The organism is Alteromonas sp. ABH2_165, from assembly GCF_056159945.1.
Genome location: NZ_JBSWWF010000004.1, coordinates 1 through 25,404, shown reverse-complemented (window position 1 = coordinate 25,404; position 25,404 = coordinate 1). Strand labels below are relative to the sequence as shown.

Here is a 25,404-nt window from a genome sequence, read left to right as displayed (position 1 = left end):
AAGTTTCCCTGCCTGCGGGATCGAACCGCGCTGCACACTTTCACGAAAAGAATTTAGTCACTAAAATTCAGAGACTTACACTTCTTTTGCGTGTTCTCGAAACTGGAACATATTCTGCAACCTTCCACTCATTTGTAATTGAAACACTCATTCCGGGTTGGCATGAGGAGGAACAATGTCAGCAACTAACTCTATATTCAAGCAGGGAGAAAACTGCTGGGCAACCAGTCAGGCGAGCTTTGCGACTCCATTGATTGACTGTGGTAATTACTACAAAGCCCTTCACTCTGCCATTTTGAAGGCGAAACACAGCATCTTTATTGTCGGCTGGGATATCGATAGCCGCATTCGATTACTGCGTGGCGAAGATGAAGCAAATTCAGAAGCGCCTTCGGTAGTAAGCGACTTGCTCGCATGGAAGGCTGAGCAGAACCCGGACATGAAAATTTATCTATTGCGCTGGGATTCATCGCTGGCGTTTTTTGCGCAACGTGAAATGTGGGCAAAAGAAGTCTGGGACGAGAAAACGCCCGACAACGTGCTTACGGAATTAGATGACACCATCCCCATGGGAGGCAGTCAGCATCAGAAAATCATCGTCATAGATGACGAATTGGTTTTTTCTGGTGGTATGGACATTTCCACCAATCGCTGGGACACCCGCGACCATCCCATTGAAAGTGAAGAACGTAACGGACCTGATGGCCCTTATACGCCTCTTCACGATGTTCAAATTGTCTCTGCTGGGCCTGTGGTTGCGCGGTTTAGCGAATTAGTGCGCTGGCGTTGGCTACGTGTTGCAGAAGAAAAACCCATTACTATTCGTGAAGATGCGAAAACGGATATCGACGCGCCCCTGCCCGAAGCATGGCCAGAAGATTATGAGCCATGGTTCCGTAAAGTCGACTGTGCGCTTGCCCGTACCATTCCTTTTATGGACGAGGTAGAGCCTGTTCAGGAAGTACGCCACATGCTGCTGGATCTAATCTCCGAAGCAGAGCGCATTATTTTTATCGAAAACCAGTTCACTTCGCGGCAAGAAATTGCGGAAGCGTTGAACCGTCGCATGAAAGAAAAGCCAGATTTACACGTCGTGATCGTGAGTTCTTACGAGCCTAAGGGTAAGTTTGAATGCGAGGCGTTTTGGGCTGGCCGTATTGAATTTAAGAAAATCTTAGAGAAAGGTGTCGATCCTGAACGTGTGGTGATGACCTATTCTTCAATCACAGACGAACACGGCCAACATGCAACCAAACGTATCCACTCGAAAGTGATGACTATCGATGATCGCTACGCAGTGATTGGGTCGTCAAACATCAGTAACCGTTCAATGTCATTGGATACCGAAATTGATATGGTACTGTTTGGAAACAATGAAGAGAACCGCCGTGAAGTGGCTCGTATCCGCAACGATCTATTGGCTGAACATACCGGTCGTACGGTTAATCAGGTTGCAGCGCTCATGGAAGAACCTAACCCAGTAAGGGCCTTAATGGAGGGCCAACTTGCTCATGGTTATGTGCTTACGCAGGTTCACGATGAAATCTTCACTGATCAGGAAACCGGGCAAAATTTCTTTTCTCGTTTATCCGATCCGGAAGAACCGCTCGTTCCCCCTCTTCCAACATTGGGCGGTGAAGCCATGCCAATACGTAATCCTCGTCGTCGTACAATTATGATTGGCATCGGCGTGATGGTGATTGCCGCGTTAGCTGCGGCCTTGGTCATCGCTAGCCACTTCATTCCGTGGCTGTCTACCGACAATATCAACGCTTTTCTAGAAGAAAGTCGAGGCACCTACTTCGCATTGCCTACCGTACTGATGGTGTACGTAGTCGGCGGATTCTTCTTCTTCCCTGTTACCGTTATGTCCTTGGCGGTTTCAGCCATATTTGGTCCTATTTGGGGGCCGCTGTATGGCATCCTCGGTGCGCTCCTCAGTTCAGCCAGCATGTTCGGTGTTGGTAAAGTAGCCGGTAACGCTGGTCTGCGGAAAATCGGCGGCCCCAAAGTTGAAGCGGTAGATGCCAAGCTGAAAACCAGTGGCATTGTCGGGGTTGCAGCCATCCGCATGCTGCCAATCGCACCGTTTAGTCTAGTGAATTTAGTCGCTGGCATATCATCCATCGGTTTGATGCAATTTTTGGTAGGTACTTTCCTTGGTATGTTCCCCCCAATGATTGCTAAAGGTTTGGTGGGGGATTCCATCACACAAATTTTCCGCAACCCGTCTCCAGAGACCATCAGCTACCTGGTCGGCGGTATCGTTTTGTGGGGCCTGATGATTTGGGGGTCACAAAAACTGGCAAAGTCTTATCAGGCTCGTAAGCAGCAGCAAGTAGATAAAACTAAGGGTGAAGAATGTGTCGCATAGTTACCTATAACATTCATAGCGGTGTAGGAAGAGATAATAAGCATGACTATCGCAGAATAGGAAGTTACCTGGCTGAGATTGGCGCAGATATCGTATTGCTTCAGGAAATGGATACTCGTCCTGAGCATCGGGATATCAGCACAGATGTACGAGATATATGTGCAAGCCAAGTATTTGAGTTAGTTCCCTCACCAGCCATTGAACTGGAAAGCGGGTGGTACGGTAACGCCGTACTCACGCGTTTCCCGGTTATTAGTAACGAAACGCTGGATGTAAGCATGGATGGTTTTCAACCGCGGAATGTTCAGGCCGTTGAGCTGCTGACACCGTCTGGCCCGCTTACTGTCATTAACACGCATAAAGGGCTAAAAAAACAGGAGCGTCGCTCGCAGTTCGCCAAGCTTCACGAATATATTGAAAAACGTATTACAGACCGCCCAGTGCCATTGGTGCTCGCCGGTGATTTTAACGAATGGCAGTTTTTCACCAAGGCATTCCGGGCCATTGACGAAGTGCTGATCCAGCATAAAGTGGGCGCTACCTTTCCAAGTAATTTCCCTATTTTTTCTCTTGATAGAGTATGGACATCGCCTAATATAAAAACCCGAAGGGTGAAGCGACTTAAGAATCAACAAACTCGCCTGCTCTCAGACCACTTGCCCGTTTGTATTGATATCAGACTACCTGAGCAGGAGATATCACCAGAAACCGCTCAGGCACAAGCAATGGCAGGCTGACGGCATTTTAAGTCTCCCCGCCAATGCTGAAGTTTCTGCTCCATTGCCGTCACCCGTCTAATGACTTCCTGCATCTTCAAGTTCGCATCGGTTAATGACGCACTCCGATTTGTTGCCATTGTTACGGTTCGACGCATTTCCGGCTCTTCAATTTTTAGCGCTTTCACTAGCCCGCTTTCTTCCAAGTGAAAAATGGCTGACGTGGGCAATATCATTGCCCCTTCGCCTTGCAACAGCTGACGTAAGCCTGTCATTAAATGGCCGGAATAGGCGGTATTGTGACACAACGCCACGCCGGTAATTTTCTCATACTCATGAATCAGTTTACCCAGTGCATCTCTTTCTCCCGGCGTGAGAAGCTCAAATTGGCTTAATTCCCAAAACTTAATTGCATCGCGATGCTTAAGCTTCTGGTAAGTATCAGATTGCTCATTGATACCCACCACCAAATGCATGTATTCCTCAATGAGTGGCTCACAAACCATCAACTTAGGATCAACATCCTGTTCATAGGTAATCGCGATATCTACTTGATTTGATTCCAACCAGCTCTTTACCGAATACGACGGGCCGGTGCTGATATCCAATTTAAGTTTACTGGCTGACCGCTTTACTTCAGAAAGTAGCGACATCGACAACACATTGCTCATAGACGCCAACATACCTACCCTAATAACACCGGATTGCTCAGCAATCAGATGTTGTAATTCGGCTTTTGCGGCGTTGATGTCGTCCACCAGCCGCCGGGCATGGGTTGCAAACAACTCCCCCGCTTCAGTTAACGATACCCCTTTAAAACTTCGACGTAACAGGGAAACACCCATTTCGCGTTCGAGGTTTGCCAGTTGCTGGCTAATGGCAGGCTGCGCAATATCCAGTTCTCTCGCAGCAGCCGCTATACTTCCTTTTTGTAGTGTGGTCAGAAAATACTGTAATTGCTTAGAATTCATGACGTGCCTATTTACACCTGACTAAGAACAAATCGCCTTGCCATCTCCTATTTGTTTAACTCCATGTTAGACAAAAAGTGACCATGCATATTTACTTATAGTTCAGCAACTTACATGCCACCAATCGAGATATAGACAGATATAAATTGTTAACTTTTCGTTACTAGTGTCGCTCTGAAAATTTTTTTCAAAACCAGCGATCATTAATTAGCCGCTGTTTTATATAAGATTTTTAGTTAGCTCAATATTTTTACGATAGCCCTCAATATTCTTTTTTCTTCCTAGAAGTAGTCGCGATTTTTTAGTCTGGTTTTACACAGCAGTAAGCAGCATCACATCGCTGTCTGCAACTGGTTGCATCCAAATGGTGCTGCTGTGAGCCAAGGTTGGGCGCGATGACCGACTCCCGGAACGGCGCCCTAAAACAGAAAAGTAATCAGGCAATAAAATCTGGGAACACACACATGAAAATAAAAAGACTAAGTGCGTCAATTTATGCCGGATTAACCGGTATGACGTTAGCGATGGCAATGGCGCCATCGGTTTATGCGCAAGAAACAGAAACTCCTGATGCGGCAACTGATGCCAACGTGGAGAAAATCGCGGTTGTTGGTGCACGTGGTGCTCCGCGTTCGGTAACCAGTTCTCCAGTTCCTGTAGACGTACTTACCGCTGAAGATATGGAAGGCGTAGCATTCTCCGATATGAACGATGTTATGAAAACACTCGTTCCATCTTATTCACTTTCTCGTCAGCCTATTTCCGATGGTGGTACCTTTATTCGTCCGGCAACACTGCGTGGCCTGCCTACGGATAAAACACTGGTACTGGTAAACTCAAAGCGTCGCCATCGTGCCGCGCTGGTAGAAATTGGTGGCTCTGGTACGCAGGGACCAGATCTTGCGACTATACCAACAGCTGCAATTGGCTCAGTTGAAGTACTTCGTGACGGTGCCGCAGCACAATACGGTTCGGATGCAATAGCCGGTGTTATCAACTTTCAGTTGAAGAACAATGACGAAGGCGGTTCATTGTCTGCAGAGTGGGGCCAATACTACGAAGGCGACGGTGATCAATTCGTTATTAGTGGTAACAAAGGTTTTGCGTTAGGTGACAATGGTTTCTTGAGTATTTCTGCTGAAATTACTGATGCTGATGCGACCTACCGCGGTGAGCAATATTGCGAAGAGTGGTTTTGTGTAACCGATCAATCTGATGAATATATTGAAGACGCATTAGCAAGCGCGAATGCCATACATGGGTCAGATGAGGTGCAGCCTTGGGGTCAACCTAATAACAGTGGTCAACGGTTCTTCTTTAACTCAGGCTATACGATTACTGACGAAGTCGAGTTATATGCGTTCGGTAATTATTCTAAAACTGAAGGTGATGGTTCTTTCTACTACCGTTATCCGGGCAACGGCACCATCGAAGATATTCGTCTTGAAGACGGTACAGTTTGGAGCCCATTGGAATTCTTCCCCGGCGGCTTTACGCCTCGTTTCTTTGGTGACATGACCGACTACTCATTTGTTGGCGGTGTTAAAGGCATGACCGGTAACTGGACTTACGATGTAAGTGGTCGTATTGGTTCGAGTGAAATCGACTACACCCTATCTAACACAGTTAACCCGTCAATGGGTAACGAGTCGCCCACTTCCTTCAAGCCGGGTTCACTGACTAACGAAGAAAAGCAATTACAAGCTGACTTCACCTATGATCTTGAAAACTACATTCTCGCTTTCGGTTTAAGCTACCTGGATGAATCGTATGATATCTCTGGCGGTGAAGAAGACTCTTACTTCGCGGGTCCTTATGCAGGTCCCGATCCATGGGGATTCTGTAACGGCGATGTTCCTACAGACCTGGGCGCTACCGTAGCAGGGCTTGATTGTGCCGACGAAAATGACCCTGTTTATACTGTTGTTGGTGTGGGTTCAAACGGCTTCCCTGGATACTCACCAGAGTTCTCAGGTGAATACACTCGGGATTCTTACGCTGTATACGCCGATGTTTCTGGCGACATTACAGATGAGATTTTTGCCCAAGCAGCATTACGCTATGAAGATTATTCTGACTTCGGTTCGGAACTGGTTTATAAAGTTGCCGCGATTTATCAGATCACTGATGAAATTGCAGTACGTTCATCGTACGGTACTGGTTTCCGTGCCCCAACCCCGGGTCAGCAAGGTACCACCAACGTTTCAACACGCCTGCCTAATGGCCTGCCAGTAGCGACGGGCCTGTTCCCGGCCAGTAGTGACGTTGCACAGGCCTTGGGTGCAAGCCCGCTTGCGCCTGAAAAATCAACCAACTTTACGCTAGGTTTAACCGCTGAATACGGTGACTTCACGCTAACAGTCGATTACTACAACATTGAACTGGAAGATCGCCTGAACTCCGTTTCAACGTTGGATGTATCTAGCGACCCGGATGCTGAAGATCCTTCCGATTATGAGCGCTACCTTGCGCTAGATAATGCTGGCGTAGCGGGTGCCGCTTCAATTGGTGGTGTGTTCTTCTTCCAGAACGCGTTTGATACCACTACCGAAGGTGTGGATGTTGTTGCAACGTACAACATGGAGTCGGACATTGGTGCAACCACCATCATGGGTTCACTGAACTACAACACCAGTACTATCGATGCTGATCCAGAAGGCTTCTTTAACGCGTCTGATAGATTCGACTTCGAAAACAGCATGCCTGAAACCCGCGCTGTGGTGTCGGTTAAGCATAACTATGAAGACTGGCTCCTTGTGGCGCGTATGAACTACTACGGTGAATACGAAAACATGGCTGATGGCGGCACATTTATCCAGACTTACGGTGCAGAAGTACAGTTCGATCTGGAAGCGACGTACCATATTAGCGAGAGCTTGTCGTTAAGTGCCGGTGCACGGAATATCTTTGATGAATATCCAGACCCAGACACCACGGGTGACGAGTGCTGTGGTTCGATCTACCGCGCTAGCTCTATTGTCGATTGGCAAGGTGGCTACTACTACACCAAGTTAAATTACACATTCTAATCGCTAATATCGATGTGAATTGACAGCAAGGCCGACGTTTGTCGGCCTTATTTTTTGCTCAAAAGAATAAATTTAAACGCCATTACAAAACCAAAAACGCGCAAAACATGCAGTGCCATGTAGAAAATTTGGGGTCAGTATGATGTCTTTACACTATGCTCAACTCAAAAAAACCACGTATACATACGTTCTAAATGTATGTAATTGCCATACCTAATATCAAAAACCTAAATCAATCAGCAAAAACAATTGTTAGTGCCCACTCTCAACATACCCTCCGCCCTGCAATAACTTTCAACACCCACCAGAAAATCTACATTCGACCAAGAACGTTTAAGCCACAACACTCTAAACGCCCCTGACGAATAAGAAATTTTTTTCTTCATTTCTTTCAATACTGAAATTCTTGTCTATAACTAAATTAACGCACTACTGACGACAAATCAGACAACTTCGAAATGTCGGCAATTGACGGAATATCTGTGCACATGAATTCAAATAACCTGAATTGTGCCAGTAACGTGCAGCAGTAGAACCTTCAAAAAAGCATTTAGATGAGTAGCAGACTAAATATGGGCGAACTTACAAATACACCACGCATAACAATTATTGGAGCCATAGTCAGTCTCGTTGTGGGACTCGTTCTGGTTTCTGTTGGTCTGACTTATCTGGCCGTTGTCATTGCCGCAGCGGGGGTGTTTTTATCTTCAAGATTACCGGCATCCGACCCCGCTACTGCATCAGAAACTTTTGAAGCTAGCGTCGCGGAACCTGTATTTTCCTCCTCCGCTGATGATTCAGATCTGTCGAGTGCGGCAGATCGCATGTCGGGCATACTCACCGAGTGCGAAAAAAACCTGGGTGACATTTTAAATACCCAGAACGATGCCGTTACCACACTCACCGAAGCATTTTTAAACTTACAGCGCCTGGTAGGTGAACAAAACGGCTGTATTACCCGCCTTATCCAAGCCGACTCTGACAGTGGCGAAATGTACTCAAACCGTATGCGCACCTTTGCTGATGAAACAGAAAAATCCCTTGACAAATTTCTTGCCTCCACTGAGCAAATTTCTGAAGGCACCACGACTATTTTAGAAAAAGTAAACCGCATCTACGACACCATGCCTACGGTATTAAAAGCCCTGGGTGATATCGACGATATTTCGGCTCAAACCAACTTACTGGCATTGAACGCAGCCATTGAAGCGGCACGTGCTGGCGAGGCCGGACGCGGATTTGCGGTGGTAGCAGATGAAGTACGCGCGCTATCTAATCGTTCAACGCAGTTCAGTGGCGTCATCAAGAAGCAGATGGAAAACATTGGTGTGCAAATCGATGAACTCACCCAGGATGTGAGAACCCTCGCCGCGCAGGACACCAGTTACATCATTACTGCCAAACGCGACATTCAGGGCGAGCTCGACGCCATTATCGTTAAAGCCGAGAGCGATGCCGAAACCACCACCACGTTAGAAGGTATTTCGGGGCAACTTGATGCTGCTATTGGATCAGCAATTCGCGGCATGCAGTTTGGCGACATAAACGGTCAGAATCTGACCTACTCTGAAGAAATGCTTTCTATAGTAAACGAACAACTGCCATTGCTTGGGCAGCGGAATACAGGTCAGGTTAATAAAAATCTGGACGACTTCCAAAGCAGCATGAAGAACCGCGCCAACCTTGACCACAACCCAGTGTCAGCAAGTAGCGTAGATGCAGGTGATATCGAGTTGTTTTAACGCCAGTGCGACTTTACCAAGTCGAAATATTTGTCCGCGCACGAGAAGGTGCGAAACGTTAGGAACGCCGGGAGTATTATGAGTAAGAACATTCTCATTGTTGATGACTCACCATCAATTCGTCAGATGGTCGAATTAACACTTAAAACAGCCAGCTATGCAGTCACCACTGCTGTAGACGGGCAGGATGCACTGGACCAGTGCAAGAGCAAACGCTTCGATTTTGTATTGACGGATCAGAATATGCCCCGCATGGACGGCCTTACTCTGATCAAAAACCTGCGTGGCATGTCAGCATACGGGCGTACCCCAATTATTGTTCTGACCACCGAAGCGGGCGACGACATGAAAGCGAAAGGGAAAGCCGCTGGAGCAACAGGATGGATGGTTAAGCCTTTTGACCCGGCGAAGTTACTGGCTGTGGTAGGTAAAGTCCTCGGTTAGTTGGTACAGGAAACGTCAATATGTCTATCGATATAGAACAATTCCACGCGGTCTTCTTTGATGAAAGTCAGGAGCACCTGGATGACATGGAGCAGCTTCTCATGGAGCTGGATGTTGAAGATCCTGATCTTGAACAACTCAATAGCATCTTCAGAGCAGCCCACTCGATTAAAGGCGGTAGCGGAATTTTCGGCTTTGACGCACTGACGGGCCTTACCCATGTCATGGAAAACCTCCTAGACAAAGCCCGTAAGCAAACAATTTCTCTCAGTGTGCCTACCGTCGATTTGTTCCTTGAAACCGTCGACCTGCTAAAAACAATCCTCGACGCTTACAAAACAGAAAGCGAACTGCCCACATCAGAAATTGAGAGTGGTGTGGCGGCATTAGAAAAAGCCCTTGCCGAAGCTGATGGTCAAGCTGCTCCCAGTGAAGACGAAGCACAAGACGAGACGCAGACAGAAAGCGCCTCAGCAGATGACGATATTGACGGCTTCGGCTTTTTTGATGATGAACCTGAAGCAGCCAGTGAGGATCAACCTGCTCCTGCTGCTGAAGCTGCATCAAAAGACGACGACATTGACGGATTTGGCTTTTTCGATGACGAACCCGCGCCACCTGCAACGGCGGAAGAAAAAGCAGGATATGGCTTCTTTAAACCACTAGAAGCGGTTAACGAAGATGCTAAAGCAGCACAGGAAGACGCTGCGAAAGCTGCCGAAAAGGCAAAAGCTAAGGCCCCTAAAGCCAAAAAACCTGTAGCTAAACAAGCAGAAGCGTCTTCTATTCGTGTCGATACCTTAAAAATTGATGCCATGGTTAACCTCGTAGGTGAGCTCGTCATTACTCAATCAATGCTTTCAATGATTGGTGATGAAGTAAGCGGCGCGGTTGGCCAGAAATTACAGACCGCCATCGTAGAATTGCAGCGCAATACCCGAGAAATTCAGGAATCGGCGATGTCGATGCGTATGCTGCCAGTGAATATGACCTTTAACCGTTTCCCACGGGTTGTGAGAGATTTATCTAGCAAACTGGGTAAACAAGTCGACCTTATTATTGAAGGTGGCAACACTGAAATTGATAAGAGCATGATTGAAAAACTGGTCGACCCGCTCACTCACTTGGTGAGAAACAGTATTGACCATGGTGTAGAAAAACCTGACGTAAGAAAAGCCTCCGGTAAGCTTGAGAAAGGTACGGTTATTCTGCGAGCGGCACAACGCGGCAGCTCGATTGTTATCAGTATTATTGATGACGGCGCAGGTTTAAGCCGCGAACGGATTTTGGCGAAAGCGACTGAAAACGGCCTTCCCGTTTCTCCAGACATGCCTGACAGCGAAGTATGGCTACTGATTTTCCAACCTGGCTTCTCCACTGCCGCTGAAGTGACAGATGTATCAGGACGCGGTGTTGGCATGGACGTGGTAAGACGAAATATTGAAGCCATTGGTGGTCGTATCGAAATTGAATCCACCAAAGGTTATGGCTCAGCTTTCCATATCCACTTACCTCTCACACTGGCCATCGTCGATGGTATTTGTGCCGCGGTGGGTAATCAAACCTTCGTGATCCCGCTGGTGAATATCATCGAATCATTGCAGCCACTGCCTGAACAGCTCAAGTTAATTGGCAACGAAAACCTGCTCTGGATTCGAGAACAATACTGGCCACTCATTGCCATTCACGAAATGATGCACGTAGACAACGCTATCGATAACCCAACAGAAGGCATAGTGGTGCTACTCGAAAGCAGTAAGCGACGTTTTGCCATTCAAGTTGACGCCTTGCTCGGCCAACAGCAAGTGGTAATTAAGAGTCTTGAGCAGCATTATCGCAAGGTTCCCGGCATTTCAGGGGCAACCATTATGGGCGATGGTCGTGTTGCCATGATCCTTGATGCTGACGCCATTGCCGATCTTTGTCGTCCGGTTTATGAGGAGGAGAAAGCATCATGAGTAACGGCCGTGACCACATGCAGGCAAAAGATGTTCAGGAATATCTGAGCTTTATTCTCAGCGACGAGCATTACGCCCTCGACATCACATCGGTAAAAGAGATCCGTGGCTATGAAAAGGTCACTCCCATCGCCAACGCCCCGGCGTTTATTAAGGGAGTACTGAATCTTCGTGGTGATATTGTTCCTATTATCGATTTACGCATCAAATTTAATATTCCGAACCCCACCTACAACGAGTTCACGATTGTCATCATGTTACATGTTCACAATCGTGTGATTGGTATTGTGGTAGACGGTGTATCTGACGTCGTGCGACTTACCGAAGACGAAGTTCGGCCGCCCCCTGATTTTGGCGTTATTTTTGACAGTCGGTTCTTAAAAGGGCTGGCTACCGTTGATGATCGCATGATCATTTTAGTAAATATTGAGCAGCTTATTTCAAGTGGAGAACTTGGTTTGGTAGATAAGACGCTTGCGAAAGAAGAGGTCTGACTCCATGGGTATGTTTGATTGGATTAACACTGAAGCATCACGGGAACACCGGATTCAGTTGCTACGTAAATCCCAGGCTGTAGATGCATCGACTTGCTGCATCATGATGGCTGATGCCGACCGCACCATTATTTATGCCAACAATGCGGTAAAAAAACTGCTTAAAGATAATGAAGCAGAGTTACAAAAAGCTCTGCCCCATTTCTCAGCAGATAATCTTATTGGCGAGAGCATTGATCAGTTCCACAAAAATCCGATGCACCAGAAGAATATTCTGGCCGAATTAAAAAAACCAATGACGTCGAGCATTCTGGTGGGCAAAGTCAATTTTAAGCTTACGCTTACCCCGATGAAAGACGAAGAAGGTGAGTCCATCGGCACCATGGTGGAATGGGTAGATCAAACCGAACTGCTGCTTAAAAGCGGTATGCTTGACGCATTGCATCGCGCCCAGGCTTTAGCCGAATACACGCCAGAAGGTGAACTGATAGATGTGAACGAGAACTTCCTCAAACTCACAGGTTTTACCCGGCAAGAAGCTATTGGCAAACATCAAAGCGCGTTTGTGAAACCCGAATCCGTGCAAAATAACGACTACAGAGACTTCTGGGACAAACTTCGCCGCGGTGAACTCGACTCTGGTGAATATCAGCGTTTCGGTAAGGACAGTAAAGAATTCTGGATCCAAGCTTCCTACAACCCCATTTTCGATACGGCGGGCAAAGTGAGCAAAGTGGTTGAATTTGCCACTGAAATCACCAAAGAAAAACTGAAAAATGCCGATTACTCCGGTCAGATAGAAGCCATTAGTAAGTCTCAGGCAGTTGTTGAATATGACACTACCGGCAACATTCTCTGGGCGAATGATAACTTCCTGGTTGCGCTTGCATACAATCTCGACGAAGTGAAAGGCCAGAATCACAGCATGTTCCTCGAACCGTCCGAGAAAATTAGCCAGTCTTACGGTAATTTCTGGAACGAGCTTCGTGCGGGCAGTTTTAAATCGGGTGAATACAAACATGTCGCCAAAGGTGGAAACGAGATTTGGCTCCAAGCCTCGTATAACCCTATTTTGGATATGAACGGCAAGGTTTTCAAAGTAGTCAGTTACGCCAACGTCATCACCGAACAGAAGCTGAAAAATGCGTATTTTGAAGGTCAAATTCAGGCAATTGGTAAGTCGCAGGCTGTTATTGAATTCAATGTCGACGGCATTATTCAGTGGGCGAACGATAACTTCCTGAATACCGTTGGGTACACACTCGATGAAATCAAAGATAAACATCACCGTATGTTTGTTGACAAAGAAACCCGCGGTTCAGAAGAGTACAGTGAGTTTTGGGCGTCACTCAAACGCGGCAAGTTCTTTTCTGGTGAGTTTAAGCGAATAAACAAAGCCGGTGAGGAAGTGTGGATTCAGGCGTCTTACAATCCTATTTTGGATATGGACGGCAACGTTTTCAAAATTGTGAAATACGCATCAAACATTACTGAAGAGAAACTGAGAACCGCGTATTTTGAAGGCCAGATTGAAGCCATTGGTAAGTCTCAGGCTGTTATCGAGTTTGATATGGACGGCATGATTCTGGATGCTAACGAAAACTTCCTCAACACTGTGGGCTATACGCTGCCGGAAATTAAAGGTAAGCACCACAGCATGTTTGTTGATCAGGAGATCCGCAACAGCAACGATTATCGTTCTTTCTGGGATCAACTGAAACACGGTGTTTATCAAGCCGGCGAATTCCGTCGCATCGGCAAGAGTGGCAATGAAATCTGGATACAAGCTTCCTATAACCCCATTTTAAACCAGAATGGTAAACCGTTCCGCGTGGTGAAATACGCGTCGGATATTACCGCACGTACCACTGCTGTTTACGACATCAAACAAGTGATGACGCAACTGGCGAAAGGCGACCTCACATGCGAAATCGAACACGAATTTGAAGGTGAATTTAAGGTACTTGGCGAGTCTATAAACCAATTCATCAAAGATATGCGCGTGACTATTTCGCGAATCAATCACGCCGTAGAAATGATACGTGGCGCCTCGGGCGAAATCGCCAGCGGTAACGCCGACCTTTCCAGTCGCACCGAGCAACAGGCTTCCAGTCTGGAGGAAACCGCCTCTTCTATGGAAGAACTCACCGGCACTGTGCGCCTGAATGCGGAAAACGCGGAGCAAGCCAACAGCCTTGCTTCACAGGCATCAACCATTGCGGTGAATGGTGGCAACATGATTCAGCGTGTTGTGGAAACCATGGCCAGCATTAACGACTCTGCACAAAAAATATCTGACATCATCGGTGTCATTGACGGCATTGCCTTCCAAACCAATATTCTTGCGTTAAACGCTGCGGTAGAAGCTGCACGAGCCGGTGAACAAGGTCGCGGCTTTGCGGTTGTCGCATCGGAAGTAAGAACACTGGCGCAACGCTCTGCTGAAGCTGCCAAAGACATCAAAGAGTTGATTTCCGATTCTGTAGATAAAATTGGTAGCGGTAATTTGCTGGTTAAACAAAGCGGCGACACCATGGGTGAAGTAGTAACGTCGATAAAACGGGTCAACGATATTATGTCAGAAATTGCTGCGGCTTCTTCTGAACAATCCAATGGTATCCAGGAGATCAGCAAAGCAGTCACCCAAATGGATGAAATGACGCAGCAGAATGCAGCCTTGGTTGAACAGGCCGCCGCTGCTGCTGAAAGCATGCGCCAGCAAGCATCTTCGCTGTCAGACCGTGTGGCAACCTTCAAACTAAGTGCAGCCGATATGGTGATGGAAGATGACACCATTGCGGCATTGCCATCACAGTCTTCACGACGCTCTAGCTCAACAGTCAGCACAAGCAAATCCCCTGCAGCAAAGATCAAAGAAGTTACTGCGCCGGCACCGGATGATTCTGAGGAATGGGAAAGTTTCTAAAGGAGAACGGGCGGTATGAAAGAAGACGCCCAGAAAGAATTTGCGTTCAGCAAAGAGGACTTCGAACGGGTAAGGCGCACTCTCTATCAAAAGGCAGGGATTAACCTTACCGACACGAAAGACTCACTGGTATACAGCAGACTCGCCCGCAGGTTGCGGGCCCTGTCTCTGAATAGTTTCGATGACTACCTGACTTACCTGAAGCGCACACCGGAAGAAGATGAGAATTTTATTAATGCCCTTACAACCAATCTCACTTCGTTTTTCCGTGAGTCGCATCACTTCGAGGCACTAGCAGAATACCTGCGCTCGCATCCTGGTGAACGGACCATTTGGTGCGCTGCCAGTAGTACCGGCGAAGAACCCTATTCTATCGCGATGACGGTGGCAGAGGTGTTTGAAAGTTTTGATACACCGATATCGATCATCGCGTCAGATATAGACAGTAATGTGTTGGCGAAAGCACAAGCGGGTGTGTACAACGCCGATGCAATAAGCAAATTGTCGGCGGTGCAGTGTAGAAAATTTTTGCATCGGGGGAAGGGGCAAAACAAAGGGAAAGTGAGGGTTGTCCCTGAGCTTCGAAGAATGGTTACGTTCCGTCGATTGAACCTGATGGATGTTACCTGGCCTATTCGGGCGCCGATTGATGTGATTTTTTGCAGGAACGTAATGATTTATTTCGATAAACCGACACAGCATAACATCCTGAAACGCATGATCGCGCTGCAACCCGACGACGGCCTTTACTTCGCGGGGCATTCGGAGAACTTTAATAAGGCGACAGACCTGGTTATCCCTGTCGGAAAAACGATTTACAAGCCGGCAAGGAAAGGCAAAAAGTATGGCTGAAACCTATCAGGATGGTGAAGCACACACGGCCAATATGTATTACGACCCCCGATTCGTGCGTCAGGCCGTAAAAATTTTGCCCGGTGAGTACTTCTCAACGTCGAATGATACCCTGATGGTGACCGTACTAGGTTCCTGCGTTTCGGCATGTTTAATGGACTTACATAATGGCATTGCGGGGATGAATCACTTCCTGCTACCCAGTGATAAAGGCAGTGAAGGCGAGTTCTCGGCAGGCTCCCGATACGGTGTGTACGCCATGGAACTGCTCATCAACCAGATGATGAAACAAGGTGCCGACAAACGACATCTCCAAGCAAAAGTATTTGGAGGAGGCAATGTTGTAGCGGGTATCTCAGTCACTAACGTAGGCAAAATGAATTCCGAGTTTGTTACAGGGTTCTTGCGTCGGGAAAATATCCCCATCGTTGCCAGTGATCTGCTCGACAATTACGCCCGCAAAATTTATTTCTTTCCCGATTCAGGACAGGTATTGGTAAAGCGGATAAGGAAATTCAATAACTCGACGATTATGGACCGCGAAAGTGCTTACCGTATCAAATTGAAACAGGGGACTGACCACACTGACTTTGAAGCTTTCGATTAGGTGAGCCAAGATGATAAAAGTATTAGTAGTAGATGACTCAGCATTGATCCGCAATTTGCTGGGAGAAATAATCAAAAACGAAAATGACATGCAACTCGTTGGCGCCGCCCCCGATGCTTATGTGGCCAAGAAAATGGTCAAGGATTTCTCGCCAGATGTCATTACCCTCGATATTGAAATGCCCAAAGTGGATGGGCTACGGTTCCTCGACGTTTTGATGAAGGCCCGCCCTACTCCCGTCGTCATGATCTCCACGCTGACAGAAGCGGGGGCAGATGCCACCATTCGCTCACTGGAATTAGGCGCAGTAGACTTTATCCCCAAACCCAAGTTAGGTGTTGTTCAGGGTATTGAAGATTACCGTGAATTAATCCTTTCGAAAATCCGCATGGCGGCGCGTTCAAAAGTGCGCCAGCAGAAACCAACTCAAGCGGCCAAATGTACAACGAAACTGAGCTATTCCAGTACCGAAAAGATTATTGCTATTGGTGCTTCTACCGGCGGAACCGAAGCAATCAAAGCGGTTGTAAGTGCCCTACCGGCTAACAGCCCCGCGGTGGTTATAACGCAGCATATGCCGCCAGGTTTTACTAAAACCTACGCTAAGCGGCTAGATGCGTGCAGTCAGCTTAAAGTGGTTGAAGCGAAAGGTGATGAGCGCTTGCTTCCAGGACATGGTTATTTAGCCCCTGGAGATAAACACATGGAAATAATAAGAAGTGGTGCCGATTATCGAATCCGGCTTAGCGATGGCCCCCGGGTGAGCGGGCATAAACCGTCGGTCGATGTGATGTTTACGTCACTGGTGGAAGCGGCTGGCAGCAACGTGGTAGCAAGTTTATTAACCGGCATGGGGAAAGATGGTGCAGATGGCTTACTGGCCTTGAAACAAAAAGGCGCGTTTACCATTTGTCAGAATGAAGAAACTTGTGTGGTGTATGGCATGCCAAAAGTCGCAGTGGGCCTCGGCGCAGCAGAAAAAGTGCTGCCACTAGAAGCTATTGCGCAAGCGTTCATAAACCAACTAGAAAAAATGCAGGCCGGCAGTCGCTTGTAATGCACAGAGATATTCAGACAAGCAATTTAGAAACGTATAGTCGCCCATATCCCATTATGGTCGGCTATGCGCAGACATTGAAATCTATCTGTATATTAACGATTAGCGTATTTTTTAACGCAAAGTAGAACACTGAGTATACGCCTAAAGAATAAGGCGCAAATGTCACTAAAGACCTATACTGAATTTAATGATTTAAACGAAACACAGGTTGTGAAATTTTCTTAGCTCCTGAACTTGCAGGATTGAAAATATCGCAAATACTCAAGATAGGTTCGAAATTGTCCGGAGGTAAACATGGCAGTTCCGCTACTCGTAGCCGACGATTCTCGTCTTTCAAGACGAAGTGTGATCAAAGCGCTTCCACCTGAACTGGAGTTTTCGGTCACAGAGGCTGCCAATGGCAGAGAAGCAATTGAGCTTCTGGAAAATACGTCTTTCAAACTTTTGTTACTTGATTTAACCATGCCTGAGGTGGACGGCGTCGGCGTGCTTGAATACCTGTCGGGAAAATCTGACCGCCCGGACGTCATTGTTATTAGCGCCGATTTTCAACCAGAAAAGCAGCGCATAGTCATGGAGCTAGGCGCGAAGAAATTTATCAGAAAGCCGCTTGATAATGAAGAATTGGCGATGACGTTGTTTGAGCTGGGGTACCTATGAGCAACACAATTTCTCTCAATGAAGATCAGCGCGATGCCCTGCAGGAATTGATGAACATTTCTATGGGCCAGGCCGCAAACTCTCTCGCCCACTTAATAGAAACCAAAATCGGTATCTCAATCCCGAAAATTTCTGCGGTGACACCGTCTGAATTATTCTCGCTCATCAACCGTAGCGAAAATGCCTACTACACCCGTCAATCCTTTCTTGGTGACATTCAGGGTGAAGTGATGGCGGTAGTTTCAGAAAGCGGCCTTACCGAGGTTGCCAGCTTACTGGAATATGAGGCTCCTCTCAGCAAGAGTGATGTTGAAGAAACCATTTTAGAACTGTCGAATATTCTTGCAGGTGCTTGTCTTGCAGGTCTTTCCAACCAGCTGGAACTGGCGACAAACTTAAATATGCCTACACTGTTTTCGCCGAACAAGGCTTCTTTTGTGGAGCTAAACTGGCAACATAGTCTGGTGATGGAGGTACAGTTTGATATTGAGCTGTCGTCCTTTTCGATGCGCGTGGTGTTCTGCCTCGATCGGACGTCGTTGATAAAACTCACTGATACGATAGATGAATTACTCGGTTAATGTTTCAACAGCTTGTAGGTAAACTTCCCGTTGGTATTTGTATCGTTGACGAGAACTACAACATCGTGTTCCTCAATGATTTCTTTATTGATCGCATGGAAAGCGATCATCGGTCCGATTATACAGACAAACCGATCGCCGAACTTTTTCCCGAACAGGCTAAATTTCTGCGCCGTAGGATAAAGTCGGTATTTGTACTTCAGCACCCCAGCTTCAGCTATTGGGAGCAACGCCCGCATATATTTCCGTTTAAAAGCAGCCGTCCCATCACCGGTGAAGAAACGCAAATGTATCAGAACATGGAAATTGTGCCGATAACGTCCCCCGAACATGGAAAACTCGCCTGTATTTTTCTTCAGGATGTTACCGCGCAAGCTAGCTATTTCATCGCTCAACAAGAACTGTCTCTTGCATTGAAACGGGAGCATGAAGAGCAACTTAAACTGATCAAAAAGCTAGATTCAGCCCAAAGCCAATTAATTCAGGCCGAAAAAATGGCATCTACAGGGCAACTTGCCGCCGGTATTGCCCATGAAATTAACAACCCCATCGGTTTCGTAACCGCTAACCTCAATACATTAAAAGACTACGCCGAGAGCCTGATCAGTATTTGTGAAAGCGTAGCTGATAAAGCTGCGCAGACCGACGAAAAGTGCCAGATTTTTATCAATGACTTGCTGGAATCAAACCATTTTGAACTGCTGAAAGAAGACATGACTCCTCTACTAGATGAGTCCAGAGAAGGGCTGGAGCGTGTTCGGGATATCGTTGAAAACCTAAAACGCTTTGCCATTGAGGAGTCATCAGGGTGGCAATTGTTGGATCTGAGCGAAACCATGTCGCAAATGATTGAGCTCGTCAGTGTGCAGTACAAAATTCCCACCTACAAACTCAGCTGCCAGCCTGAATGCGTTAAGATCTTTTGTGAGCCAGGCGGACTTAAACAAGCGCTGATGAACATGCTAATTAATGCTGCGCAATCTATCGATAAAAAAGGCATCGTGAAAGTAAACGTCATCGGTAATGAACAAAGTGTTCAAATTAAAATTATCGACAGCGGTAGCGGTATTGAAGAGCATATTATTAAGAAAGTTTTCGACCCTTTCTTCACCACCAAGCCAGAAGGATTAGGACAAGGCTTGGGTTTATCCGTTGCTTATACTGCCATAGAAAAACATCAGGGGACTATTTCCGTGAGCAGTAAACCGGGGGTCGGCTCGGTGTTCGAGGTAAATTTACCTGTCATTGATCCTGAAGAAGAATCAATCGTTTAAAATCCATTGCCTGTCGTGCTAAATATTTCTTGATATATTCATATCGGGCTATGATAGCTTGTCTTTATTCATCGACTGGAGTTTCGATGTTGTATTCCAGATTTGTGTCCCTGTTTTTTTGTAGCTGCATTATTCTCATTGTAATCTTTGCGCCTTCCGCACTTGCACTTGGCACGACCTGGAGTGCGGAAACAGAGGAGATGCTGGCACAAATCCGAAACAACCCTGTGGAAGTGCTGGAAAACCTCGATTCCAACGCGACAGAACGCCAAACTCCCGAAGCCCTGGCGACGCGATATTATTTAATCAGCCAGGCCAACGGTGCGCTGGCCCTGCATGAACAGGCCCTATCAGCTGCTGAAACTGGCCTCAGCCTAAAGCTTGATACCGAATCATCCCTCTATCATTATTTGCGATTAGCGCAGGCCAAGGCATTGAACGGCTTAGGACGTTCACAAGCCGCTGTAAATCAGGCTAGAGCATCACTGCAATGGGCGCGTAAGAATAACGATCAGCGTCTTCTCAATTACGCTATTAGCGTGAATGGCTATTTGAGTATTACGCTGACGCAGTACAGTGAAGCTCAGGCATTTTTCCAGGAAGGTTACCAACGTCTCGAAAAACCACTTGGTATGTTCAGTCGTGCTGACTTTGCCAGTATGCTTGCACTGGTTTACTTATATATTGAAGAGCCTGAACAGGCCGAGCAATTCTATCGAGAAGCCGAAACTTGGTACCGTGAACACGATGTAAAGCTGGAACTCGCCAACACACTGTTCGGCTTAGGTAAAACAACACTCGCTACCGGCAGCAGTGAAAAAGGCATTGCATTGTTAGAAGAATCTGCCCGCATAGCCCTTTCCATACGTGATTTGCAAGGTGCAGCTTTCAGTTACGAAGCCGTCGCATCTGAGCTTATCGATTTAGGCAGGTCTGATGAGGCCATGTCTTACCTTGATGAAGCACTCGTGTTATTCACTCAGGGGGCAAACCCCTTTATGCAAATTAAGGTGCTTATTGAAGAAGCACATATCGCCCTGCAAAGAGCGCAGCCCGAAATTGCGCAACAATTTCTCGACAGAGCATCATCATTAGCTGTAGGAGACTCATTTCTACCGCAACGCATTGCCATTGCTGATAGCCGAGCCCGTGCCTATGCGTCGCAAGGGAATCATCAATCAGCCTATGCGGTTTTACTGCAAAACCGTCAAAACCGGGCAACGCTGCAAAAAGAGATAAACTCACGTCGTATTCTAGAGCTACAGGCGCAGTTTGATTTAGAACAGCAGCGAGCAAAAAACGCGTTATTAGAAGAGCAAAACCTCAGGCAACAAAACCAATTAATTAACGAAAACCGAATTCAACAATTTACCATTGCGGTTATCGCTCTGTTGTTTGTAGTTTGCATTCTGCTTACCTGGCTTTATTTTAACAGTAAGCGGCAAAAACATCGTTTAGAGCAGTTAGCGAACTTCGATAGTCTTACCGGGCTCATGACACGCAGAAAAACCATGGAAGACGCTGAGCAACAATATCAACTCGCCCACCGTCATGGTAATCATCTTACTGCAGCCGTTATCGACCTGGATTTTTTCAAGCAAATAAACGATAAGTTTGGCCATCAAGTTGGTGACGATGTACTTAGAGAGTTCGGCGATTGTGCGCAGAAGCATTTCCGTAAAACCGACGTGTTAGGCCGAATTGGTGGCGAGGAATTTCTATTCCTATTTCCTCATACCGATACCGAAGCATCGATTGATATGCTCAAGCGTTTTGCTGATAAAATCAGAAAACTGCCCTCGCGCCTGGAAATCCCCTCATTATCTGTAACGCTGTCAGTGGGCATTGTCGATGCTCAGCACTATCGAAGTCTTACCCAGGTAATTGCCGAAGCCGATGAAGCCCTTTATGAAGCGAAACGCACCGGCCGAGATAAAATCGTGACAGGCAAAAAGGCCAGCACTGAAACCTCATCCTGAACAACATGGCACTACACACAACGCGAACAGAAACAGGATACGGTTTCGTATTAACCCGACGTACTGTACGGCAAGGTAATGTAGAACGTATTGAATTGTGGGTTGCCACTGAAACGGGCCCACTACGGTTGTTGTCAGAACCACAGAGCAACGTTTGCTTTGTGAGTAACGACCATGTTGACCATATTAAACAAATCGCTTTACAGCAAAACCTTAACGTTACCTATGAAACAGTTTCTGTTAAAACACTGGAACAAAAACCCGTTACGTTAATTCGCAGTAACCTCGATCTCACCCAAAGTAAACTTCGCCGCGCAGCAGAAGCTCAGTTTATTCCACTTTACGAAGGTGACATCAAATCTGTCGATCGCTTTTTAATGGAGCGGTTTGCCTACGGTAGCATCAGCTTCCAGGGTACACGCCATGGAAGTACTATCGAAGATGCAAAAGTAAAAGGCGCGCCCTTTCGCACTACTTTGAATGCTATCTCCTTCGATATTGAGTGCGATGAGCATCACTGTTTGTATTCCATTGCAATCGCCTCTGAAAAACTTAACTGTGTCTTTCTCAACACCGCAGAAACCGCTACAGTCAAAAAAATTGACCCGCGATTTGATGTAATTAACTTAACGGATGAAAAATCAGTGTTGGAGGTATTTTCCAATGCGATACAAGATATCGACCCCGATGTAATTCTTGGTTGGAACGTTAAACAGTTTGATTTGGCCGTGTTAAACAGTATGGCGAAAAGACTGGGGGTCTCACTTCGTTTAGGCCGAGGGAATGAACCTCTGAGTATCAGAGAGTGGGATAACGGTGCCCAGGTGATCGCAGAGATCCCCGGACGCTGTATTATTGATGGCATTGAAGCGCTTAAAACCATGACTTATCAATTTGAGCGTTTCACCCTTGATCACGTAGCTCATGCACTGCTTGGAGAAGGTAAGCTCATAGAGAGTGACGATAGACTAGAAGAAATTAAGTATCTCTATCGTGATGAGCCAGAGCAATTGGTGGCATACAATTATCAGGATTGCGTACTGGTTAATCGCATTGCGCAACAAACCGGGTTTATCGACTTCCTAATGCTACGCAGCACGCTGACTGGTCTCGATATGAGCCGACCAGGTGGCTCAGTTGCCGCGTTCATTAATGTGTATTTGCCAAAGTTGCACCGCGCTGGTTACGTGTGCGGGGTACGGCCAGAAAACGGCGGATTGGCCAGCCCGGGTGGATACGTGATGTCATCGAAGCCGGGACTGTATGACAATGTACTGGTACTCGACTTTAAAAGCCTGTACCCCTCAATAATTCGCACTTTTCTTATCGACCCGTTAGGGCTCGCCGAAGGCTTGTTACACCCGGAAAATGCCATAGAGGGCTTTCGCGGCGCGCGTTTCTCCAGACAGAAGAACTTCTTGCCAGACATTATTGCTAATCTATGGCGACAGCGTGATGAAGCTAAACGCCAAAAAGATGCAGCCCGTTCCCAGGCAATAAAAATTTTGATGAATTCCTTTTATGGTGTTCTGGGGAGTGGCGGATGTCCTTTTTACGATCCGCGTTTAGCCAGCTCTATAACATTACGTGGGCATGAGATCATGCAAACCACAGCAAAATGGATTGAAGACGAAGGCTACGAGGTAATTTACGGTGATACCGATTCAACCTTCGTATTTATAGGCGATAACCACAACAGCGACGCAGCTCGAAAAATAGGCTTACAACTACAGACTCTTATCAACACAAAATGGCAGCAACGTTTAGAGGCGGAGTTTAATCTACCCTGTCATCTGGAAATTGAATTTGAGACGCACTTTAGACGCTTCTTTATGCCCACTATCCGTGGTTCAGTAGAAGGCAGTAAGAAACGCTATGCAGGGCTCATTGATAGAGATGGCGAGGAGACGGTTGTATTCAAAGGGTTAGAAAATGTCCGTTCAGACTGGACGGCATTAGCCCGAAAATTTCAGGAAGATCTCTACACCCGCATATTCGCTGATGAGCCTGTGAAAACCTACATTAGGGATCTACTTGCTGCAATTAGAGCAGGACAAAAAGATGAGCAACTGGTTTATGCAAGACGCCTCAGAAAGCCCCTATCGAGCTACACACGAAGTCAGCCGCCGCATGTAAAAGCAGCCAGGCAGGCCGATGAAATTAACTTAGCAACAGGAAAGAAACTACGTTATCAACATCGAACAACCGTTCGCTATATGATGACATTAGGTGGCCCACAAACCGTGGAGTCAGTGAACCAGCCGTTGGACTATGAGCACTATGTGGAAAAGCAAATCCGCCCAATAGCCGACAGCATACTTCCCGCCGTAGGACTGCGCTTCGAAGATATCGATAACCAGCAACTCGGTCTTTTCTGATCCTCCCTGTATGCGCAACGCAACAGACCGTATTTAGCCGACACTTTCAGCACTTCAACCGCAGAACAATTTTAACCACACCAACTTTAAGCTATAACGTCTCTTACAAACACTAGCGTATGTATGTAACTATTTAGTATTAGATTTGTTCAGGAGGATATGTGCATAACAAAAACGCATTAGCGAAGACAAGTGAACTGAGTTTTATCGTCAAACACTTTACCCTTCTGGCATTCGCATTCTTTGCCAGCATCCTTTTCAAGGGTATGGGTTTTATCAGCACCACACAAATTCCTTTGACCATTTTACTCGCATTTATTTCTTTAGAGTGGGTGTACTACCAGCACAAAAGTTTACAAGGTCACAAACTGAATCAATAATCACTCTAAATCATTTTTCTATATTTAATATTAAGAACTGAAGATGTTTCAACGCACACTCAACTCTTAAATATTTGATGTCACAGAGCGGTTGTTTCGCTCTAACATCTCTGATTTTTTCTTTATTTAAGCAGAGCTGGTTAAACCTTGTATGCGCTGTGTAGCATCTACATTTTCTGAGGATACTTTTCCTAGCGCTTACCCCACACATTAGTAAGAAATCAAAAAATCCTATTAAAGGTAGTAAGTTAGCTATCGGCATAAAAACTGTATCCAGTAAATATGAACAAATAATTTATAATTACTGGAGTTTGATCATGAAGAAACTACTGATTACTGCTGCTATTGCCTCGATTTCTACTGCTTCTCTTGCCAGTGACGCACCATCCAAGATAGCTAAGACGTTCAGTCAGCTGGACACAAATAATGATGGTAAGCTGATGTCCGCTGAAATCAAGACGACGCAACTGGCTGATAAAATGATGGCTATCGATAAAAACAGTGACAAATCGATTACCCAGGCTGAATTTGATTCTTTCTTAATTAGTAACCCGGATATGTTTACCAATAAAGTATTCGATAAGATGGAAGCAGACCGCAAGATGGATGGTCTCAACGAGCCAATGGAAACCACGACCTATACTGAAGACTTGGTTGATACGCGTAATATAGATGCTACTGCCGTTCCGCCTAAGAAAATGGTAATGAAACAACCAGGGACTAAATCAGAAATAGTCGCTTCTGCTGAGTTTGAACTGTTGGATGCAAATCAGGATGGTATGCTGACAAAAGCAGAAGCAATGCAAAGTAAAATGGATTTGGACTTCTCTGATATGGACTCTGATGACAATGAGAAGATAACGCAGCAGGAATATTCAGATTACATCGAAGAGTTGACTGAAGAGTAACTTTTTGTCGACCAAACAACATACAGAAACAAAAAAAGCCCGCTCGAATGGGCGGGCTTTTTTTCGAATTT

19 protein-coding genes are annotated in these 25,404 nt (G+C 46.4%); 18 read left to right on the top strand and 1 reads right to left on the bottom strand.

Annotated features, from left to right (window positions below; all coding sequences use genetic code 11):
• Nucleotides 1-175 precede the first annotated feature (175 nt).
• Both ACXAFQ_RS09175 and ACXAFQ_RS09170 read left to right on the top strand, forming a co-directional pair.
• Complete coding sequence (locus tag ACXAFQ_RS09175) at nt 176-2,374, top strand: VTT domain-containing protein (RefSeq protein ID WP_474820462.1); 2,199 nt, start codon at nt 176-178, stop codon at nt 2,372-2,374.
• A complete protein-coding gene (locus ACXAFQ_RS09170) occupies nt 2,362-3,111 on the top strand; it encodes an endonuclease/exonuclease/phosphatase family protein (protein ID WP_474820458.1) in 750 nt (249 codons plus the stop codon). The genes ACXAFQ_RS09175 and ACXAFQ_RS09170 overlap by 13 nt, the downstream gene beginning before the upstream one ends.
• Here ACXAFQ_RS09170 and ACXAFQ_RS09165 read toward each other — a convergent pair.
• Nucleotides 3,087-4,061, bottom strand: coding sequence for a LysR family transcriptional regulator (locus ACXAFQ_RS09165; RefSeq protein ID WP_474820454.1), 975 nt, complete (start codon nt 4,059-4,061; stop codon nt 3,087-3,089). The genes ACXAFQ_RS09170 and ACXAFQ_RS09165 overlap by 25 nt on opposite strands.
• Nucleotides 4,062-4,525: 464 nt before the next feature.
• On the opposite strand from ACXAFQ_RS09165, the gene ACXAFQ_RS09160 reads away from it, so the two are divergent.
• The 16 genes from ACXAFQ_RS09160 (at nt 4,526) to ACXAFQ_RS09085 (ending at nt 25,333) form a co-directional block, all read left to right on the top strand.
• Nucleotides 4,526-7,090, top strand: a complete 2,565-nt coding sequence (locus ACXAFQ_RS09160; RefSeq protein ID WP_474820450.1) for a TonB-dependent receptor plug domain-containing protein — start codon at nt 4,526-4,528, stop codon at nt 7,088-7,090.
• 572 nt (nt 7,091-7,662) lie between these two features.
• Entirely contained in the window at nt 7,663-8,832 is a 1,170-nt protein-coding gene (locus tag ACXAFQ_RS09155) for a methyl-accepting chemotaxis protein (protein WP_474820448.1), read from the top strand.
• Between the two features lie 78 nt (nt 8,833-8,910).
• Nucleotides 8,911-9,276 (top strand): response regulator, encoded by a 366-nt coding sequence (locus ACXAFQ_RS09150; RefSeq protein WP_474820441.1) that lies wholly within the window; start codon nt 8,911-8,913, stop codon nt 9,274-9,276.
• A 20-nt stretch (nt 9,277-9,296) separates the two neighbouring features.
• Entirely contained in the window at nt 9,297-11,234 is a 1,938-nt protein-coding gene (locus ACXAFQ_RS09145) for a chemotaxis protein CheA (RefSeq protein ID WP_474820438.1), read from the top strand.
• On the top strand, nt 11,231-11,728 hold the full coding sequence (locus tag ACXAFQ_RS09140) for a chemotaxis protein CheW (RefSeq protein WP_070126323.1): 498 nt from the start codon (nt 11,231-11,233) through the stop codon (nt 11,726-11,728). The genes ACXAFQ_RS09145 and ACXAFQ_RS09140 overlap by 4 nt, the downstream gene beginning before the upstream one ends.
• A gap of 4 nt (nt 11,729-11,732) precedes the next feature.
• Nucleotides 11,733-14,654: a PAS domain-containing protein gene (locus ACXAFQ_RS09135; RefSeq protein WP_474820433.1), complete on the top strand. Its 2,922-nt coding sequence runs from the start codon at nt 11,733-11,735 to the stop codon at nt 14,652-14,654.
• 15 nt (nt 14,655-14,669) lie between these two features.
• Nucleotides 14,670-15,506 carry a CheR family methyltransferase gene (locus ACXAFQ_RS09130; protein ID WP_070126321.1) on the top strand — a complete coding sequence of 279 codons (837 nt, stop codon included), beginning with the start codon at nt 14,670-14,672 and terminating at the stop codon, nt 15,504-15,506.
• Nucleotides 15,499-16,113: a chemoreceptor glutamine deamidase CheD gene (gene cheD / locus ACXAFQ_RS09125; protein ID WP_070126320.1), complete on the top strand. Its 615-nt coding sequence runs from the start codon at nt 15,499-15,501 to the stop codon at nt 16,111-16,113. Before ACXAFQ_RS09130 ends, cheD begins: the two co-directional genes overlap by 8 nt.
• 10 nt (nt 16,114-16,123) lie before the next feature.
• On the top strand, nt 16,124-17,170 hold the full coding sequence (locus tag ACXAFQ_RS09120) for a protein-glutamate methylesterase/protein-glutamine glutaminase (protein WP_474820428.1): 1,047 nt from the start codon (nt 16,124-16,126) through the stop codon (nt 17,168-17,170).
• 297 nt (nt 17,171-17,467) lie between these two features.
• Nucleotides 17,468-17,833 carry a response regulator gene (locus tag ACXAFQ_RS09115; protein ID WP_070126318.1) on the top strand — a complete coding sequence of 122 codons (366 nt, stop codon included), beginning with the start codon at nt 17,468-17,470 and terminating at the stop codon, nt 17,831-17,833.
• Nucleotides 17,830-18,414, top strand: a complete 585-nt coding sequence (locus ACXAFQ_RS09110) for a chemotaxis protein CheC (RefSeq protein WP_474820421.1) — start codon at nt 17,830-17,832, stop codon at nt 18,412-18,414. Before ACXAFQ_RS09115 ends, ACXAFQ_RS09110 begins: the two co-directional genes overlap by 4 nt.
• Nucleotides 18,414-19,688 carry an ATP-binding protein gene (locus ACXAFQ_RS09105; protein ID WP_474820417.1) on the top strand — a complete coding sequence of 425 codons (1,275 nt, stop codon included), beginning with the start codon at nt 18,414-18,416 and terminating at the stop codon, nt 19,686-19,688. Before ACXAFQ_RS09110 ends, ACXAFQ_RS09105 begins: the two co-directional genes overlap by 1 nt.
• A gap of 86 nt (nt 19,689-19,774) precedes the next feature.
• The gene (locus ACXAFQ_RS09100; RefSeq protein ID WP_474820413.1) at nt 19,775-21,667 is read left to right on the top strand and encodes a tetratricopeptide repeat-containing diguanylate cyclase; all 1,893 of its coding nucleotides are present in this window, start codon (nt 19,775-19,777) and stop codon (nt 21,665-21,667) included.
• Between the two features lie 5 nt (nt 21,668-21,672).
• Nucleotides 21,673-24,045, top strand: a complete 2,373-nt coding sequence (locus ACXAFQ_RS09095) for a DNA polymerase II (protein ID WP_474820410.1) — start codon at nt 21,673-21,675, stop codon at nt 24,043-24,045.
• 161 nt (nt 24,046-24,206) lie between these two features.
• On the top strand, nt 24,207-24,425 hold the full coding sequence (locus ACXAFQ_RS09090) for a hypothetical protein (protein ID WP_474820407.1): 219 nt from the start codon (nt 24,207-24,209) through the stop codon (nt 24,423-24,425).
• 317 nt (nt 24,426-24,742) lie between these two features.
• Nucleotides 24,743-25,333, top strand: a complete 591-nt coding sequence (locus tag ACXAFQ_RS09085) for an EF-hand domain-containing protein (protein WP_474820404.1) — start codon at nt 24,743-24,745, stop codon at nt 25,331-25,333.
• Nucleotides 25,334-25,404: the final 71 nt, after the last annotated feature.